Here is a 16,090-nt window from a genome sequence, read left to right on the forward strand (position 1 = left end):
TAATACGTAGGAGTTTTTAGAATAATGTTCTATAAAGATAATCTTTTTGAAAATAAAAATGAAACATTTGATGAATATGAATTTTCTTCATTTCCTCTTGAAGAAATGCAACGTATTCCTCAGATACCTGGTGGGTTTACCCCAAACTTTCAGCCTCCAAATTTTCCTGGTGGCAACTTTCCTAGTGGCAATCCCCAAGGTGGAAACTCCCCTGGTGTAAACGTCCCTGGCGTAAATATAAATCCATCGCAACTTGGTGCACCTCCAAATTTTATTCCTAACCAAAATGATAAAGCGGTAAAAAGCTTAACTTCATCTAATTCTGGTGGCCCTCAATCAAAATTCGTAAGTCAAAACTCAATAAAATTTTGTCTTTTCCAATTTACTTATATTTGGGAAAGAGGTGGTAGAAACTACTGGGCATTTTTATTAAATGTTGATAGAGTTTCAGTTTCTGGTTTAAGATGGTTCGGTAGACGTTGGGCTTATTTCGGTGTAGATTTAAGAAGAATAGATTCTTTTGTTTGTTATAGAAATAAGTGTGAAAGTTGTCTTGAAGACAATTTATCTAGACAAACTAATGAAAATGGATTTAAAAACACTAAAAAGCTTTATACTAATAGCGAAGTTAGAGAATCAGTTAGTAAAACATTAGTTTCCTTAAATATACCCGAAACAAAAGATGATTTTACAGTTCAACCTATAGGAATTGTAGATAGTGAAAATATTGAAAATACAATTCCATGTGTTTCCTCTCGAGACACTCAATACACAATTGAACTAGAAGTCATGTACCCAGAAACTCTAGATGAAACCATAAAAGATAAGATAATCGAATATGCAAATGAAGCATGTGAAGAAACTGTTACTATTATTAATGCTACACGAGGAAATACCCATTCTGTTAATCCTCTTGAAAACTTTAATAATTCTACAAAAGTAATTTCAAAAGCTTTAGCACAGTTTTCTTCAGAATTCAACTCAAAACTTAGAGACCCTAAAATAGATAAGGATATAGCAAGATCTATTACCTATTCTATAACTCAAGGTAAAACAACTGATCCTTGGAAAACTATTTGATTTTTACCAAGGCAATCTCTAAATACATTTTTATATAACTTTAAAAACTTAATAATTTCAAAATAAATATTAAATTTTTTTAATATTTAAAAGCAGTAAGTAAATCCTATTTTAGAATTTACTTACTGCTTTTTATTTTTTTCATAATAGCTGCTGTTTATATATTTTTATTATAATTTATTTACCTCTTCTAACTTCCTATTATTTTTATACATTATATACTTCAAAAATAATATTTCAACTAATATAAAAAATAAATTTACGGCTTCATACTCTACACTATTACCTATATTTACTACAGAAGTGTTTATATACAAACTTTCTTTACTTAATTTTGCTAGTTCATTATTTTTTAATTTAGTCACTGAGATAAATGGTATATTTCTTATTGATAATTGTTTTGCAAACCCCCTAATATGACTTGATTCTCCTGATAATGATATAACTATCATTAAGTCATTGGAGGTCATAGTATCTAATGTTAAATCTATTTCTGCTATTCCATCTATAACTGCAAAACACTCTTTTCCAGATAAAAAAATTCTCTTTACTTCTTGTGCCACTGATTTTTGAACTGCACCAGTACCATATATAAACACTCTTCTACTTTCATAAATCATCTCACAAACTTTTGAGTAGTCTCTTTTTTTCATCTCATCAATACTACTTTTAAACTCATTACAAACTATTTCAACAAAGTTTTCATCAATAATTTCCTCAGTCATTTCCCATTTTAAATAAACCTTTAATTCACTATATCCTTTTAATGATAATTTCTGTGCAAACCTTAAAATTGTTGTTCTTGATACATTACATTTCCCTGCAAGATCATCAATAGTTAATCCACAACATTCCTTTTTATTACTATATATATACTTCCATATATGTAAATCATTTTGATTTAATTTGTCATAATGTGCATTAATAAGTTCATCTATTCTCATAATATCATCACTTCCTATATCTACAAGTATAGCAAACTTATACCTTACTTAATAGACGTATATTAGAAATAGAAAATAGGATGTTGCTTAAAATAATTTTGCAACATCCTCTTCTTAATTGTATTAACTATTTTTTATTTTAATTCTGGCCAGTATTCTGTGTTTTCCTTTATTAAATCATCAAGAATTTCTTTAGCAACTTTTACACTTGGTACTGTTTTTGATAATGAAATTGCTTGCCATAATTTTTGATACGATTTCTCTGCCCATGCTTCTACAACTAATTTTTCAACTGAAACTTGTTGTCCCATTAAGCCCTTTTGGAATTCAGGAATTGTACCTATTGTTAATGCTGTTGGTCCATTACTTCCTACTAAGCATGGTATTTCAACCATTGCAGTCTTATCAAAATTTTCTATTGCTCCATTATTTTCTACTATTAACAACATTCTTTCTTGAGTATTATATGATATTGCTCTTGCAAGATCTACTATATATGATGCATGTTCATCTATTTCTAATGTTGATCCTTCTGATTTTCCGGCTTTATAGATTTTTCTACATTCTCCGAAAACATGTTTTTCTCTACCATCCATAACTTCATTTGCCCTTGTATAGTTTTTATCTGAATGCTCAACTACATAATCAGGGAATAAATAATATTTTAAATATGTGTTTGGTAATGTTGTAGGATCTATTTCATATATATCCCTAGCTTTTCTAAATGTATCACTCCAAGTTGGATCTGTATGTTGGTTTTCATCTTCAACTTTAGTATCATATCCATATTTTTTAACATGTGCTTTAATTTTTGGCATTAAATCATTTCCTGCTTTATCTGTAATGCTTGACCACCAACCGAAGTGATTAAGTCCATAATACTTAACTATCATATCTTTTCTTGATTCTAAACCAGCTATTTGTGCCATATGCCCTTCTATTCCTATTGGCATATCACATATATTTAATATTTTAGTATTTGGAATTAACTTTCTTGTAGCTTCTGCAACTATAGCAGCTGGATTTGAATAGTTTAACATCCATGCATCCGGTGAATATTTTTCCATATATCCTGCAATCTCTAATATTCCACCAATTGATCTCATTCCATAAGCAATTCCTCCAGGACCGCAAGTTTCTTGACCTACTACTCCATGCTTTAGTGGAATTTTTTCATCTAATTCTCTCATTGCATATTTACCAACTCTTATATGTGCCATTACAAAATCCACATCTGTAAATGCTTCTTCTGGATCCACTGTTGCTAAAAACTCTATTTCCGGTGCTTTTTCCTTTAATAATATTTCACATGCTTTTGCAATTACATCTTGTCTTTCTTTATCATTGTCATAAAATTTAATCTTTCTAATTGGGAATTTATATAAATTATCTAAAAGCATTAACACTATCCCTGGTGTAAAAGTACTTCCTCCACCTGCTATTAAAATTGAAAACTTCTTCATAATTTTTCTCTCCTCTATATCTTTTTATTTTGTTTTTATTAATAATTCTTTCTACAACTTAATATTATCAAGTATGATCTTATCAATCAATACATTAGGCTTGTTTAGGGAATAAGCTCTCTTGTTGTTCTTACTCACTTTTTTTGTGAATATTCACAGCTATTAGTTAAGTCATCTTCAATCTAATAATCCCAATTATAAATATAACTACAATTCTACTATTTCTTTTAGATGCTTAAATTATTACCCATTAATAGTTCAACTTCTTCTGCAACTTTTACAACTGATAGTCCAATAATTACTTGAACTGCTTTTCCTTTCTTAACTAAGCCATGTGCTCCTGCTTTTTTAAATACAGAAATATCTTGCACTAAATTTTCATCAACTACAGATATACGCAGTCTAGTTGCACAATTATTAAGTTGTGAAATATTTTCTTTTCCACCTAGTGCTTTTATAATCATTTCTGCTTTGCTTAATAATTTTTTTTCTGTATCAACAATTTTATCTTCAGTTAAAGATTTTTCTATTTTCTTTAACTTATAATCTGACTTGCTATAAAGTTTTGTTTCTTCGTCTTCATCTTCTCTACCTGGTGTCTTAAACTTAAACTTTAATATTAAGTATCTAAATACTACAAAATAAATTCCTGTAAATATAAGCCCTATAATTATTTGTGTTATATATGTCGTAGTGTGATTACTAAATAACGGAATCCAATTTAATGCTATCCAATCAATTAATCCACCACCAAAATTACCAACTACTCCAAAAGAAAATGCTATTGATGATAAAGTTGCTGCTAATAATGCATGTACTAAAAATAATACTGGCGCAATAAATAAGAATGTAAATTCAAGTGGTTCTGTAATTCCTGCAACTACTGCTGTTAATGTTGCGGGGATCAATAAACCTAATACAATTTTCTTTTTATTTGGTTTAGCTGTAACATAAAATGCTGCTGCTATTCCTAAAGATCCAAATACCTTTGACATTCCATGAAGGGCAAATCCACCTTCTGGGAATAATGTTTTTAACGGTTCAGTTGATGATGAGAATTGTGATAAATGCAATGCCCAATAAGAATTTATTCCACCTTCAACAACTACTGAATCAAATATAAATGGTGTATATATAAAATGATGTAAACCTGTTGGGATAAGTATTCTTTCTAAGAAAGTATATACCCAAACTCCAATGACTCCAGATCCTACTAATATTCCTTGTAATGCTGCTATAACGCCTTGTACCTTTGGCCATATAAATGCCATTACCACTGCTAATGGAATCATTGCAAAGAACCCGATCATTGCAATGAACGCTGATCCTCTAAATGTCCCTAAAAATTCTGGCAACTCTACATCAAAGAACTTATCATGCATCCAAACTACAATACCCGATATTAATATTGCTCCTATCATACCTGTATCTAAAGTTTTAATACCTGCTATAGTTGTTAATCCACTAGCACCACCAACTTCTGCTGCAAAATTGACTCCAAATGCTGGCCCCCAAGTTGAAAGTATAGCGCCTAAAAAATAATTAAAAGTTAAATATATTACTAATGATTCCATACAAGCTCTTGCTTGTTGCTTTTTAGCTAATCCAATAGGTAATCCTATTACAAACAAAAGAGGTAATTGCTTAAATACTGTCCATGCGCCTTGTTCTATGATATTCCATATCTGATACCATAATCCGCTCTCTCTTGCTAAGGAACCCATTATTTCAGGATTCTTAAATAAAATTGAAAATCCAACCATTATTCCTGAAAATGCAAATAACAATACTGGAGTAAACATTGCGCCACCAAAGCGCTGAATTTTCTGCATCATATATTCTCTTCTCCTTACAAATTATTTTCGTTTGCTTTCTAACTTATTTTAATACCAAAACGTTTTGTTAAAATTATATTACCAAGATTATTAAACGTTATCAATAGATTGCAGTGATTAAGTTATTTTTACCATCTATAGGACTTTATATCTTTTATTGTGAATTTTCACAACATTAAGTAACGATTTTTATTTCTTTAAATAATCGCTAAAAAGTCCAAAGAGTTTTAACCTCTCTGGACTTTTTAATTTAACTATAAATTTTACTCGTTTTCTTTTATCCATTCATTACATAAAGTCTTAAACATCTCTTCCTTATAAGTAAATTCAATATCAATTATATCTATTAATTTACCATCTTCATCACTTACATGTATGCTATTAAATTCATCGTTTTCAAACTTGAATTTATTAATTATTGCTACATATTCTTCTTCCATATATATTCACCTACTTTTATAAATTTAATCTTAGACATCTTTTTCAAAATAATAATCCATTATACTAGTCTATTTTCTTGAAAGTGCCTTATTATAATATTTCTCTATTATCACTTAAACTTATTTAAATATCAACTATTTTAATTATATTAAATCAAAGCATTATTAATTTAGGCATCTTCAAATACCTAATGAAGTATATTTATAAACAAAGTAATAATTGCTGAGTTTGCAAAATCAATAAATAAACATCCTACAATAGGTACTACAAAATATGGAGTTGGAGCAAACCCATATTTACTAGTTAACGCATCCATATTTGCCACTGCATTAGGTGTAGCTCCCATACCAAATCCACAACTAGCTGATGCAAAAACTGCAGCGTCATAATTTTTTCCCATTACACGGAAAATTATAAAATAAGAGAATAGTCCCATAAGAACTGTTTGCCCCATAAGCATAACAATCATAGGAAGTGCTAAATCAAATAGTTCCCATAACTTCAATCCCATTAATGCCATAGATAAGAAGAATGAAAGGCTAATACCTCCAATTGCTTCAATTTCTTTTTCTTCAAGTCTAACTTTTCTCATATCACAAATATTTCTAATAATAGCAGCTGCAATCATTGCTCCAATATATGATGGGAAAGTTAACCCTAAATCTTGAATGAAATTAGATATTATTGATCCTATTCCCATTGCAAGGAAAATCCAAGATGCTCCATTCATAAGCTTTTTGTGACATAGAATAGCTTTATCATCCTCATGAAAATCACTTACAGGAATTGATTTATCATGTGACTCTTTAGGAGTTTTAATATTATTTCGTTCTATTAAGTTTTTTGCAACAAACCCACCTATAAAACTACCCATAACTAGCCCAAATGTTGCTGACGCAAAGGATACAGTAGTCGCACCTGCAATTCCCATTTTTTCTAGAAGTGGTCCAAATGAGCCTGCAGTTCCATGACCACCCACCATAGGAATAGAAGCTGTGCAAAGTCCTAATAATGGATCTAAATTGAATAATAATGCTAAAGAAGCACCTAAAACATCCTGGAATATTACTAGTAATATTGATAGAAATAAGAAAATGACAACCTTTATGCCACCCTTCTTTAATATTTTAAGACTAGCCGTATAACCAATGCTAGTAAAAAATGCAGTCATAAAAATGTTTTGTAATGTTATATCTAAACTTATAGTAGCAATATTAGTTATCTTTAAAATAAGCATTAATAGCGCAAATATAATTCCCCCTATAACAGCAGCTGGTATACAATATTTCGATAATGCTTTTACCTTTTTCTTTAAATACTTCCCTAAATAGAACACGACAGTGGCTAATGCCATTGTTTCAAATATATCAAATTTTAATTCCATAATTTTTCTCCTCTTATCTTTTGTTATTTTACGTTATTTATTAATATGTTTTTATTTTTCAGGAAAACATTTTATTCCTTGTGGAAAATTAAACACATCACAAGGATCATATTTTCCTTTTACTTCTCTTAATTTTTTTATATTTTCACCATAATATTCTTTTTCATAACCCTGTAGTTCTGCAAAAGGAAAGTTAATAAATGACCCTTTAGTAACTATCTTTATATAATTAAAGGCCTCTTTAACCCATTCTCTATTTACTTGTGCATATTGTGACTTCTCCCAAACAGACTGTAGCCCCATAATAAATTTTGAGCCTCTATAATAAAATGCTGTACTATATTTATCCTTATCTTGAATTGCTCCACCTAAACCATATAATGAAATTGATACATATACTGCTCCCTCTGGTCTATTCTTTACTAATTTTATAAGATTCTCAATTTCACTTATAGTATAATCCTTATCTACAAATCTTCCTGTAGATTTATATTTTTCATAATCTGGATGGCTATCTTGAATACTTCTATTAGCCTCTAACACCGTAATATATTCTAGTTTAACATCCACCTTACTAATAATATTTTTAAATGGTTTTAAGATATTATTAGCTTCTTCTTCATTACCATAAAATAATCCTGTAAACTTAATTCCAGTCCCTTTATCTTGCGAATTATATATAGCCATTTTTAAATTAACTCTTCTATCTAAATTTTTAAATTCAGTCTGAAACATTTTGAATATATTAATGCTTTCCTCAAGTTCTATATGTGGATAATCTATATTTATAAGTGTTGCCATTTTAATTTTTTTAGGAAGGTTAAATGTCATTTCAGTAACTATTCCAAAATTACCTCCGCCACCACCTCTACAAGCCCAAAATAAATCTTCATTATAATTTTCATTTGCAATTATTATGTTACCTTCATAATCTATAATTTTAACTTCTATTAATATATCACAACCTAGCCCTAAAAGCCTACTTGAATATCCCCAACCACCGCCTAATACAAATCCAGGAACTCCAACAGTTGGACATCCACCCCCTGGAAATACATAACCATGTTCTCCTAGAGCCTCATATAATTCTCTATTCCTAACTCCACCTTGTATTTTAACTATATTTTTTTCCTCATCTATATAAATATCACTCATTCTGCTAACATCAATAACTACTACATCATTGCCAGTTGAGTAACCTTCATAGTTATGACAACCCGACCTTATTCTAATAGGTAATAAATTCACTCTAGCCCAAGATATTGCAGTGCAAACATCCTTTTCACTCTGACAATATACAATTACCAATGGATATTGTTCAATAGCTCTATTCCAGGCTTTCCTGCTCTCTTCATAACTAAAATCATCTCTTGTAACTACTTCACCTGTTAACGCATCGTAATTAAATTTTATCATTTGTTTCACCTTCTTTTAATTGTTTATATTTATAATAATCTAATTTACTTATTAGATTTTAGTATTAATTATATACTAATGCAACAATATAATTAATATTTCCTTCTACTTTATATTTACAAGCATACAAATGTTTAATAGATTATAATATATATTAAATACATTATACTAAAGGAGATACTATAAATGAAATCAAATAATGATACAAAAAATAAATCTAAGGAATTAATATGTCCTATATGTGATGAAATAATGAAACAATATGACTATACATATGATACTCTTAAAGATGTAAAAGTTAATTATAAGTGTGATCATTGTGGACACAAAAGCACTAAAATTCTTTAAACAACTAGTCTTTACTTCAATTATAATATGTCCAAAAGATTAACTCGGAGTAATAGTTACTCCACCTAAAAAGTAGCCAGTTTTAAACTGGCTACTTCTTTTAGAAGCATTATTCAGAAACTATTACCTTACCTGTTTCTAATGAATACTTTGCCCCAACTACTTTCACTTTATTTTCCTCTAATAAATGTTTTATCACTTCACTATTCTTAATTTCATTAATACTTTGCTTAATATTTTCATCTTCAGTATTACTGTATATTAATTTATTATCTTTAATATTTATCTTAGCACTATTATAGGCAGGTGTTATTTCTTTTGCAATAGCTCCAATGTTTTCACTAAAATCTCCACCATCAATAGTGGCTTTCACTGCGCCACATTTTTCATGACCAAGAACCATAATTAATGGTGCACCTAAATGCTCAACACCATATTCTATACTTCCTAGTGAAATTTGATCCACTACATTCCCTGCATTTCTTATAACAAATATATTTCCAAATCCCTCATTAAATAATAGTTCTGGTGGTACTCTTGAATCTGAGCAACTTATAATTACAGCATAAGGATATTGCCCATCTTCAAATAAATCACTTTTTGTCTCTTCTGTTAAATCAGTATTTTTTTCTTTTCCATCTACAAACCGCTTATTTCCATCTTTTAAAAGGTTAAGAGCCTCATCTGCATTAACTTCTGTTCCCTTTGGAGAGACGTTTAACTGTTTTCCCTTTTGTGAACTACAAGAAATCAAAACTATGCTTATTAATAATGTTGTTAATAAAGTCAATAAAAAAATATTTTTTTTATTACCACTCATATAACCACCTCCAAATTACAATTTTAACTAAAAAAGAGGACATATACAAGCTATTTCAAATACTATTCAACGTAGATTACTATATTCATTAACTGAGTCCTTTGAAATCTCACCATTCTCTATTTCAATAATTCTATCAGCTAAGCTTGCAATTCTATTATCATGTGTAATAATTATAAAAGTTGTCCCAAATTCTTTATTTATTTCTCTCAAAAGATTATATATTTCCATGGTTGTATCCGAATCTAAATTTCCCGTTGGCTCATCGGCTAATATTATTTCTGGACTATTCATAAGAGCCCTCGCTATAGCAACCCTTTGTTGTTGTCCACCTGACAGGTTCAATGCCATATTGTTTTTTAATTTTAATAATCCAACTTTATCCAAAAGAAATTCTGCCCTTTTACTAATTGTCTTTACATCCTTAACACCCTCAATAAGTGCTGGCATCATAATATTTTCTATAGCATTAAACTCAGGTAGCAAATGATGAAATTGAAATATAAATCCTATTTCCTTATTTCTTAATGCTGAAATATCATTTTTGGAAAGTGATTTTGTACTAACACCATTAATATAAACTTTGCCTTCACTTTCCTTATCTAATGTACCCATTATATTTAACAGTGTACTTTTACCACTTCCACTTTGCCCAATAATTGCATTAAATGTACCTTTTTCTATTTCAAGGTTTATACCTTTAAGAACTGTATTTTTAATTGTTTCACCATATATTTTTTTAACATTCTCTAACTTAATAATCATAATATCCTCCTATAACTTTATTGCTTCAACTGGATTTAATTTCAATGATTTTCTTGCCGGTATTATTGAAGATATAATACACGCCACAATTGCAATAACTAAAGATAATATTACAAAATTAATATTTATGCTTCCTGATATTAATGAACTTCCATCACTATTTTTAACAAATACTGTGAAGGTTTTAAATAAACCTATCCCAATAACCGCTCCAAATATAGCTCCAATAATTCCAAGCAATCCTCCTTGAATAATGAAAATTCTAGATGCTTGCTTATCTGTAATTCCCATAGCTTTTAATATACCAATTTGTTTTGTTTTTTGCATTACTGTAATAGCTAATATACTAGCTATTGCAACAATTACAGATAAAACTACAAATACTTGAATTGTATAGCTTGATGCTGATTGTCCCTTTAAACCAGTTAACAAACTTTCATTTACTTCGATCCAATTTGGAGTAATATATTTTTCACCAACTGTAGCCTCAATTTTATTTGAAATTTCCTCTACATCAAAAATATTTGAATTTCCAACTTGTGTTTCAACAGAAGTAATAGTATCATTTCCTAATCCATAAATGCTTCTTATTGTATTTAAATCTGTGACAACATAGCTTTTATTCAAAGCTTCCACCTTTAAGTCAATTATCCCTGTAACTTTTACATTTATAACATCCTTTTTAGGTGTTAAAAGATTTACTTCATCACCACTTTCTATTTCTAATTGCTGTGCTAATAACTTTCCAATTATTATTTCATTAACATTTGATGGTAAGTTTCCGCTTATTAACTTGTCATTAAACTTATAGATTTTTTCTCCCGCATTTAGATTAAACCCCCTAAGTATAACCGCAAGACTTTTATCATCCTTTGAAATTAACCCAGGTTGATCCAATGTCTCTATGGCTGTAACTATTCTGCTATCAGTTTCAGCTACATTCTTTTTTAACTCACTCCCATTTTCAATTAATGTATTATCCTCACTTTTTATTGTAATATGAGAAGTTCCCCCTATAGTGTTTTTAACCAAATCATTTTGTAGATTTTGGATTAATAATCCTAAAAATATTTGAATACTTATCCCCAGTCCTATGGCTAAAGCTATTAAAAGGGTTTGTCCTTTATTATTTTTCAAAAATCTATATGCTATCTTAAATGATAATTTCATTTTTGTCCTCCTTATTAATTTTAAATTATATTATACATTTATCAGCTCTAATAATTAATGATAATTATTAGATATTTGTGATTATTGTTATATTTTTATAATTATTATATTTTTATAATATTCTCTTTCCAGGTATTAGTCAATATATAAAATAAACTTTTAAATATAACGAAAAGGAGTTACAAAAAAATAACTCCTCTTCATTAACCTATTATACAATTTTAGTTCTTTAATCTTTTTTATGTGTCTTTTTTGTATGTTTAGCTGGAGAATTATTAACTTTTTTCTCCTTTTCTTGTTGACTTCCGCAAGAAGAATCCTGTTTTTCGCTCATAGCATTAATACCTCCTAAAATAAAAATTCGACCATAATATTTCCTTTTTATTTTATCCAATATACAAATTATAATGCTATGAAATTAATAACAAAAATATAAACAGATATTTAGTAGCTTCTATATTTATATTTTATTATCCTTCACTAAAAATATTTTGATATACCTTACTCATAATGATTCTCCCCTAATATATTTTCCCCATCACTTGCCATGGAAATTAATCTTCTATATTCTTCTAGCAATATTACTTTTCCTTTTTCTGTTATTATATAACTTCTTTTTCTACCTTGAACTTCTGTTTCTTTTATCATATTTTCTTTTTCAAACTTACCAAGCAAAGCATATAAGGTTCCAGGCCCTACCCTTACACGACCATTGGAAATTTCATCCACACTAGCCATAATATCTACACCACAATTTTCCTTTAGCAATGACATTAGTATATAATACATTGGCTCCGTTAAGTTTTGAAATTGCTCCCTTGCCATTTACTGTCACCTCCAATATTAATTATCCATAAATACTTTTTCATATACCTTATTAAATAATTCATCTTCACTTAAGTTCTTATCCCAGCCACTAATTTCAATGAGCTTATTGGCTGAAACCATAAGATAAATATGCCCATGTTCATTCATATATACTTTTATACTATCTGGCAAATTAGTTTCTTTCTCGATATATTTCACATTAATTTCTTTCATCCAACTCATTATCTTATTAAAATCATACTTTACTGCCCATTCATATTTACTTTGGAATAATTCATAAGATAAATGTTCATTTTTTCCTTTATTACTGTAATGTAATGTTGATGCTAAAATCCCATTATTCTCATTTATATATAAAGCTTCTTCATCTACAGCTTCATCATTAAAATCCCTTAGAGTTAAAATATAATTATCTTTTTTTATTTCATTTTCTCTATTCCCCGAAAAAATTTCACTAAAAATTAATCCGTTCATTATTACAACGCTAAGTATAATAATAACAACATAACTTATAATATTAATTATTCTCTTTTTCTTATATTTATATTTAGTTTCACTTACAAAATTCATCACTGTTGCTATTGCACCTATTATTAATAAATTTAATACAAGAATTTTAAATACAAACACTTCTCCCATCATTGTCATAGATACTATTAGTAATAAAACCGGGAGCACCATTAATTTATATATAATCCTTTTAATTTTTATAGCTTTTAAATAATTATAAGATACAGCTTCTTCTCTTTTTAAACTTCTTCGTCCTTTAACTATCCAAATAATAAAGTTAATAAATCCTATACTCTCATGTATGACAAACATGCCATACAGCATCAATGTAAATAATTGCAAATTGTTTGCTAAGAAATTCGCATTAAAACTACCTATAGTTGCCATATATTGACCAAATAAAAGTATTGTAATAGTAAATAAATTTAAAAGAACATATTTTAAAGATGCTTTACATATACAATTAAACTTCTCCTCTTCCTCAGTATGAATAGGTATACTTTCTATTTCATTTTCACTACAATAAATTTGTATTTTTTCTCTTTCGCAAACAAAATCCCAACCTGAAACACTGCAATATTCTCTATATTCTAATGCTCTATCACTATTTCTTCCATCAAAAAATGATACCTTATCCATTATATCTACTGAATATTTTATTCTTTTAGGATCTATTCTTTTTAATTTTAATATTAGTCCTCTTATATTCTGTAATTTCCATCCCTTTAAAGCCATATCCTCTAAATATTTTTCTAAAGCCTTATATTCATATGGTAAAAAATTAAATAAAACCCATTTAGTATTTCTTATTATCATAAATCTCTCCCCCCAAAAAAATATTTCCTATTTCCCACTAATATCGAGTATCGATATTCTTAATTAAATTATAATATCGACAATCCATATTGTCAATATTTTCATTCCTATAATTTAACATAAACACTTGGAATTCCATCATAGTAAGAAAGCTGAAGGAAAATAACAAGTCAAATATTCTGAGGATATTTTGTGCTACACAAAGATTTACAGCCTTAGCATAGTGAGCTATATAAAGGCTATGGTCCTGGATCACATCTCAAAACAGACCAGAATCTGACTATTTATACTAGCTATTTTTATACTTAAAATTTTTTGTAACATTTTTTTTGTAAATTAATAGTATATATAGATTCTAAAAACTACGAATCAATATTTTTTAATTCTATGTAATAAAAAAATACTAATCTTTTTTGTTTTATGAAAGGAGTTGACTATGCGATTTAAAAAAATATTAATAATTAGCACAGTAATTGTTCTTGTAATTACATCAACAGTTTATACACAAGCAGAAAGCTTTGGTTTTAATTCAAAGGATACAGCAACTAATAATTTTGTTGTTTCTGACGTTAATATTGAAGTTGAAGAGAAATTTACTACTGAAGATAATTGGTCAGGATTATTTAAGGAAAAGGAAGTGGCTATAAAAAACTTAAGTAATACAGATGTATTACTTAGAGTGAATATTACACCAAAATGGGAAGATAAAAGTGGAAACCCAGTAGCATTAAATGCAAGTAGCAACATAGTTAAGCTTAAATTTGAGAATTTGAATACAGATACAGGTTGGATTTATGGAGATGATGGCTATTATTACTATAATTCCATTATAAAAACTGGTGATAGTACACTTCCGCTATTATCTGGAGTTGAACTTAATATAGCGGATGAAAATATCGCTGAGATGTATAGAGGAAATAATCTTACTATTGATGTGAAATCAGAATGTGTTCAAGCGTCAAAGGATGCCTATGCAAAGACATGGGCAAATATAAATAATCCTACTATAAAATCTATTTTAAATAATTTGTGTATTAGGTAGTATAAATGAAAAAGAATAAAATTTTTAATGTTTTAATAAACATACTTTTTTATAGTTTCATTATAACTTTTAGCCTTATGCTAATTTTTTCAATAGTAAATAATAAAAAAGGAAAAGAAACCTCTATATTAGGATATAAATTTTATACTGTTTTATCAGAAAGTATGAGCCCAACCTTGAATAAAGGAACAATAATAGCCATAAAAAAAGCTGATGTAAAGATTGGAGATATAATTACATTTAAGCCTACAAGCGAAAGTAGTAATACCACTCATAGAATAATTAAAATTAACGAAGCTCATGAAGTCACCTATGTAACTAAGGGTGATAACAATAAAGTAGAGGACCCAAAATTAGTTACAGAAAATCAAATAGTTGGCAAAGTTGAATTTAGTATTCCTTATGTTGGATTACTAATAGAGTCTATAAAAAGTAATTTGTTTACATCAATCCTAATAATAAGTTTATTAATTTTAGTGGTTTATGTAATTAAATATAAATTAAAATTTGGGAGGGCAAAAAATGAATAAGAAAAAAATAGCAGCAATATTAATTACAGGTGCACTAACAGTATCTATTATAGGGGGGACTTTTGCATGGTTTACTGCAAGCGACTCTGTAACAAATCCATTTAGTACTGGGACAACTGACGATTCAAACAATCCAAATTCCGGAGTAAAGGTTCAAGAAGAATTTAAACTTGAAGATGCTAAAACCATAACCCCCGGAACAGAGATTAATAAAGATGTTCAAGCTAAAAATACATCCAGCTACGATGAATTTATAAGAGTTGACTTTAAAATAGTTTGGAAAGATAAGGATGGAAAGGAAGTTACTAAAGTAACTGTAGGTGGAACTGAATATACATTAGATAATAAGTTAGTAGAGTTAAAGACTAAAAACATTTCTACTGATGGTACACAAGGAACTTGGGTTCTAGATAGTACTGACGGCAAATATTATTACATTGGAAAGGTTGCTACAGGAAGCTATACCAATACATTATTAGACTCAGTAAAGCTTAGTCCATTAGCTGGAAATGAATATAAGAATTTAAAGTTTGATGTAGTTGTTACAGCAGAAGCAATTCAAGCTTCAAATGGAGCTTATAAGGACTGGGCTTCTGATAATATAAAGACATATTTAGGTTCTGAAGAAGCTAAAGTAGCCTTTGCACCAACAGATGTAGCGGAGCCAAACGGCAGCAACTAATAAAATAATAGGAGTG

The 16,090-nt window shown here is 28.7% G+C and carries 16 protein-coding genes; 5 read left to right on the forward strand and 11 right to left on the reverse strand.

Translation table 11 applies throughout. The features are described 5' to 3' along the window. The first annotated feature begins 24 nt into the window (after positions 1-24). Positions 25-1,080 (forward strand): hypothetical protein, encoded by a 1,056-nt coding sequence (locus J1C67_RS01260; RefSeq protein WP_167866177.1) that lies wholly within the window; start codon positions 25-27, stop codon positions 1,078-1,080. A 170-nt stretch (positions 1,081-1,250) separates the two neighbouring features. Here J1C67_RS01260 and J1C67_RS01265 read toward each other — a convergent pair whose 3' ends face one another. The 6 genes from J1C67_RS01265 to J1C67_RS01290 form a co-directional block, all read right to left on the reverse strand. Further along, the gene (locus J1C67_RS01265; protein WP_089971726.1) at positions 1,251-2,024 is read right to left on the reverse strand and encodes a MurR/RpiR family transcriptional regulator; all 774 of its coding nucleotides are present in this window, start codon (positions 2,022-2,024) and stop codon (positions 1,251-1,253) included. Between the two features lie 134 nt (positions 2,025-2,158). Beyond that, complete coding sequence (locus J1C67_RS01270; protein WP_167866176.1) at positions 2,159-3,487, reverse strand: 6-phospho-alpha-glucosidase; 1,329 nt, start codon at positions 3,485-3,487, stop codon at positions 2,159-2,161. A gap of 227 nt (positions 3,488-3,714) precedes the next feature. Further along, positions 3,715-5,322, reverse strand: a complete 1,608-nt coding sequence (locus tag J1C67_RS01275; RefSeq protein ID WP_167866175.1) for an alpha-glucoside-specific PTS transporter subunit IIBC — start codon at positions 5,320-5,322, stop codon at positions 3,715-3,717. 263 nt (positions 5,323-5,585) lie between these two features. After that, the gene (locus tag J1C67_RS01280; protein WP_167866174.1) at positions 5,586-5,762 is read right to left on the reverse strand and encodes a hypothetical protein; all 177 of its coding nucleotides are present in this window, start codon (positions 5,760-5,762) and stop codon (positions 5,586-5,588) included. Between the two features lie 188 nt (positions 5,763-5,950). Continuing rightward, positions 5,951-7,147 carry a sodium/glutamate symporter gene (gltS, locus tag J1C67_RS01285; protein WP_167866173.1) on the reverse strand — a complete coding sequence of 399 codons (1,197 nt, stop codon included), beginning with the start codon at positions 7,145-7,147 and terminating at the stop codon, positions 5,951-5,953. A 51-nt stretch (positions 7,148-7,198) separates the two neighbouring features. Next, entirely contained in the window at positions 7,199-8,563 is a 1,365-nt protein-coding gene (locus tag J1C67_RS01290) for an FAD-binding oxidoreductase (RefSeq protein WP_167866172.1), read from the reverse strand. Between the two features lie 186 nt (positions 8,564-8,749). Between J1C67_RS01290 and J1C67_RS01295 the strand changes: the two genes are divergently transcribed. After that, entirely contained in the window at positions 8,750-8,911 is a 162-nt protein-coding gene (locus J1C67_RS01295; protein ID WP_167866171.1) for a hypothetical protein, read from the forward strand. Between the two features lie 109 nt (positions 8,912-9,020). Here the strand turns inward: J1C67_RS01295 and J1C67_RS01300 are convergent, their stop codons facing one another. From J1C67_RS01300 to J1C67_RS01320, 5 genes are all read right to left on the reverse strand, one after another. Then, entirely contained in the window at positions 9,021-9,731 is a 711-nt protein-coding gene (locus J1C67_RS01300) for a carbonic anhydrase (protein WP_167866170.1), read from the reverse strand. Between the two features lie 66 nt (positions 9,732-9,797). Beyond that, positions 9,798-10,496, reverse strand: coding sequence for an ABC transporter ATP-binding protein (locus J1C67_RS01305; RefSeq protein WP_167866169.1), 699 nt, complete (start codon positions 10,494-10,496; stop codon positions 9,798-9,800). A 9-nt stretch (positions 10,497-10,505) separates the two neighbouring features. Next, positions 10,506-11,666 (reverse strand): ABC transporter permease, encoded by a 1,161-nt coding sequence (locus J1C67_RS01310; RefSeq protein ID WP_167866168.1) that lies wholly within the window; start codon positions 11,664-11,666, stop codon positions 10,506-10,508. A gap of 501 nt (positions 11,667-12,167) precedes the next feature. Then, positions 12,168-12,491, reverse strand: coding sequence for a PadR family transcriptional regulator (locus J1C67_RS01315; protein WP_167866167.1), 324 nt, complete (start codon positions 12,489-12,491; stop codon positions 12,168-12,170). A gap of 18 nt (positions 12,492-12,509) precedes the next feature. Further along, complete coding sequence (locus J1C67_RS01320; protein WP_167866166.1) at positions 12,510-13,820, reverse strand: DUF2812 domain-containing protein; 1,311 nt, start codon at positions 13,818-13,820, stop codon at positions 12,510-12,512. 436 nt (positions 13,821-14,256) lie between these two features. Here J1C67_RS01320 and J1C67_RS01325 point away from each other — a divergent pair, with 436 nt between their 5' ends. The 3 genes from J1C67_RS01325 to J1C67_RS01335 are packed head-to-tail and all read left to right on the forward strand — an operon-like array spanning position 14,257 to position 16,074. After that, positions 14,257-14,862 (forward strand): hypothetical protein, encoded by a 606-nt coding sequence (locus J1C67_RS01325; RefSeq protein WP_167866165.1) that lies wholly within the window; start codon positions 14,257-14,259, stop codon positions 14,860-14,862. A gap of 5 nt (positions 14,863-14,867) precedes the next feature. Beyond that, the gene (locus J1C67_RS01330; RefSeq protein WP_167866164.1) at positions 14,868-15,392 is read left to right on the forward strand and encodes a signal peptidase I; all 525 of its coding nucleotides are present in this window, start codon (positions 14,868-14,870) and stop codon (positions 15,390-15,392) included. Beyond that, a complete protein-coding gene (locus J1C67_RS01335) occupies positions 15,385-16,074 on the forward strand; it encodes a BsaA family SipW-dependent biofilm matrix protein (protein WP_167866163.1) in 690 nt (229 codons plus the stop codon). The genes J1C67_RS01330 and J1C67_RS01335 overlap by 8 nt, the downstream gene beginning before the upstream one ends. Positions 16,075-16,090 lie beyond the last annotated feature (16 nt).

The organism is Clostridium gasigenes, assembly GCF_017348895.1.
GTDB classification, from domain to species: domain Bacteria; phylum Bacillota; class Clostridia; order Clostridiales; family Clostridiaceae; genus Clostridium; species Clostridium gasigenes.

Excerpts from the sequence above, each read along its gene's own strand:
- J1C67_RS01310 (WP_167866168.1), bottom strand. The coding sequence starts at position 11,666 with ATGAAATTATCATTTAAGATAGCATATAGATTTTTGAAAAATAATAAA.
- J1C67_RS01265 (WP_089971726.1), bottom strand. The coding sequence starts at position 2,024 with ATGAGAATAGATGAACTTATTAATGCACATTATGACAAATTAAATCAA.
- J1C67_RS01295 (WP_167866171.1), top strand. The coding sequence starts at position 8,750 with ATGAAATCAAATAATGATACAAAAAATAAATCTAAGGAATTAATATGT.
- gltS (WP_167866173.1), bottom strand. The coding sequence starts at position 7,147 with ATGGAATTAAAATTTGATATATTTGAAACAATGGCATTAGCCACTGTC.
- J1C67_RS01320 (WP_167866166.1), bottom strand. The coding sequence starts at position 13,820 with ATGATAATAAGAAATACTAAATGGGTTTTATTTAATTTTTTACCATAT.
- J1C67_RS01335 (WP_167866163.1), top strand. The coding sequence starts at position 15,385 with ATGAATAAGAAAAAAATAGCAGCAATATTAATTACAGGTGCACTAACA.
- J1C67_RS01300 (WP_167866170.1), bottom strand. The coding sequence starts at position 9,731 with ATGAGTGGTAATAAAAAAAATATTTTTTTATTGACTTTATTAACAACA.
- J1C67_RS01280 (WP_167866174.1), bottom strand. The coding sequence starts at position 5,762 with ATGGAAGAAGAATATGTAGCAATAATTAATAAATTCAAGTTTGAAAAC.
- J1C67_RS01315 (WP_167866167.1), bottom strand. The coding sequence starts at position 12,491 with ATGGCAAGGGAGCAATTTCAAAACTTAACGGAGCCAATGTATTATATA.
- J1C67_RS01325 (WP_167866165.1), top strand. The coding sequence starts at position 14,257 with ATGCGATTTAAAAAAATATTAATAATTAGCACAGTAATTGTTCTTGTA.
- J1C67_RS01260 (WP_167866177.1), top strand. The coding sequence starts at position 25 with ATGTTCTATAAAGATAATCTTTTTGAAAATAAAAATGAAACATTTGAT.
- J1C67_RS01305 (WP_167866169.1), bottom strand. The coding sequence starts at position 10,496 with ATGATTATTAAGTTAGAGAATGTTAAAAAAATATATGGTGAAACAATT.
- J1C67_RS01290 (WP_167866172.1), bottom strand. The coding sequence starts at position 8,563 with ATGATAAAATTTAATTACGATGCGTTAACAGGTGAAGTAGTTACAAGA.
- J1C67_RS01270 (WP_167866176.1), bottom strand. The coding sequence starts at position 3,487 with ATGAAGAAGTTTTCAATTTTAATAGCAGGTGGAGGAAGTACTTTTACA.
- J1C67_RS01330 (WP_167866164.1), top strand. The coding sequence starts at position 14,868 with ATGAAAAAGAATAAAATTTTTAATGTTTTAATAAACATACTTTTTTAT.
- J1C67_RS01275 (WP_167866175.1), bottom strand. The coding sequence starts at position 5,322 with ATGATGCAGAAAATTCAGCGCTTTGGTGGCGCAATGTTTACTCCAGTA.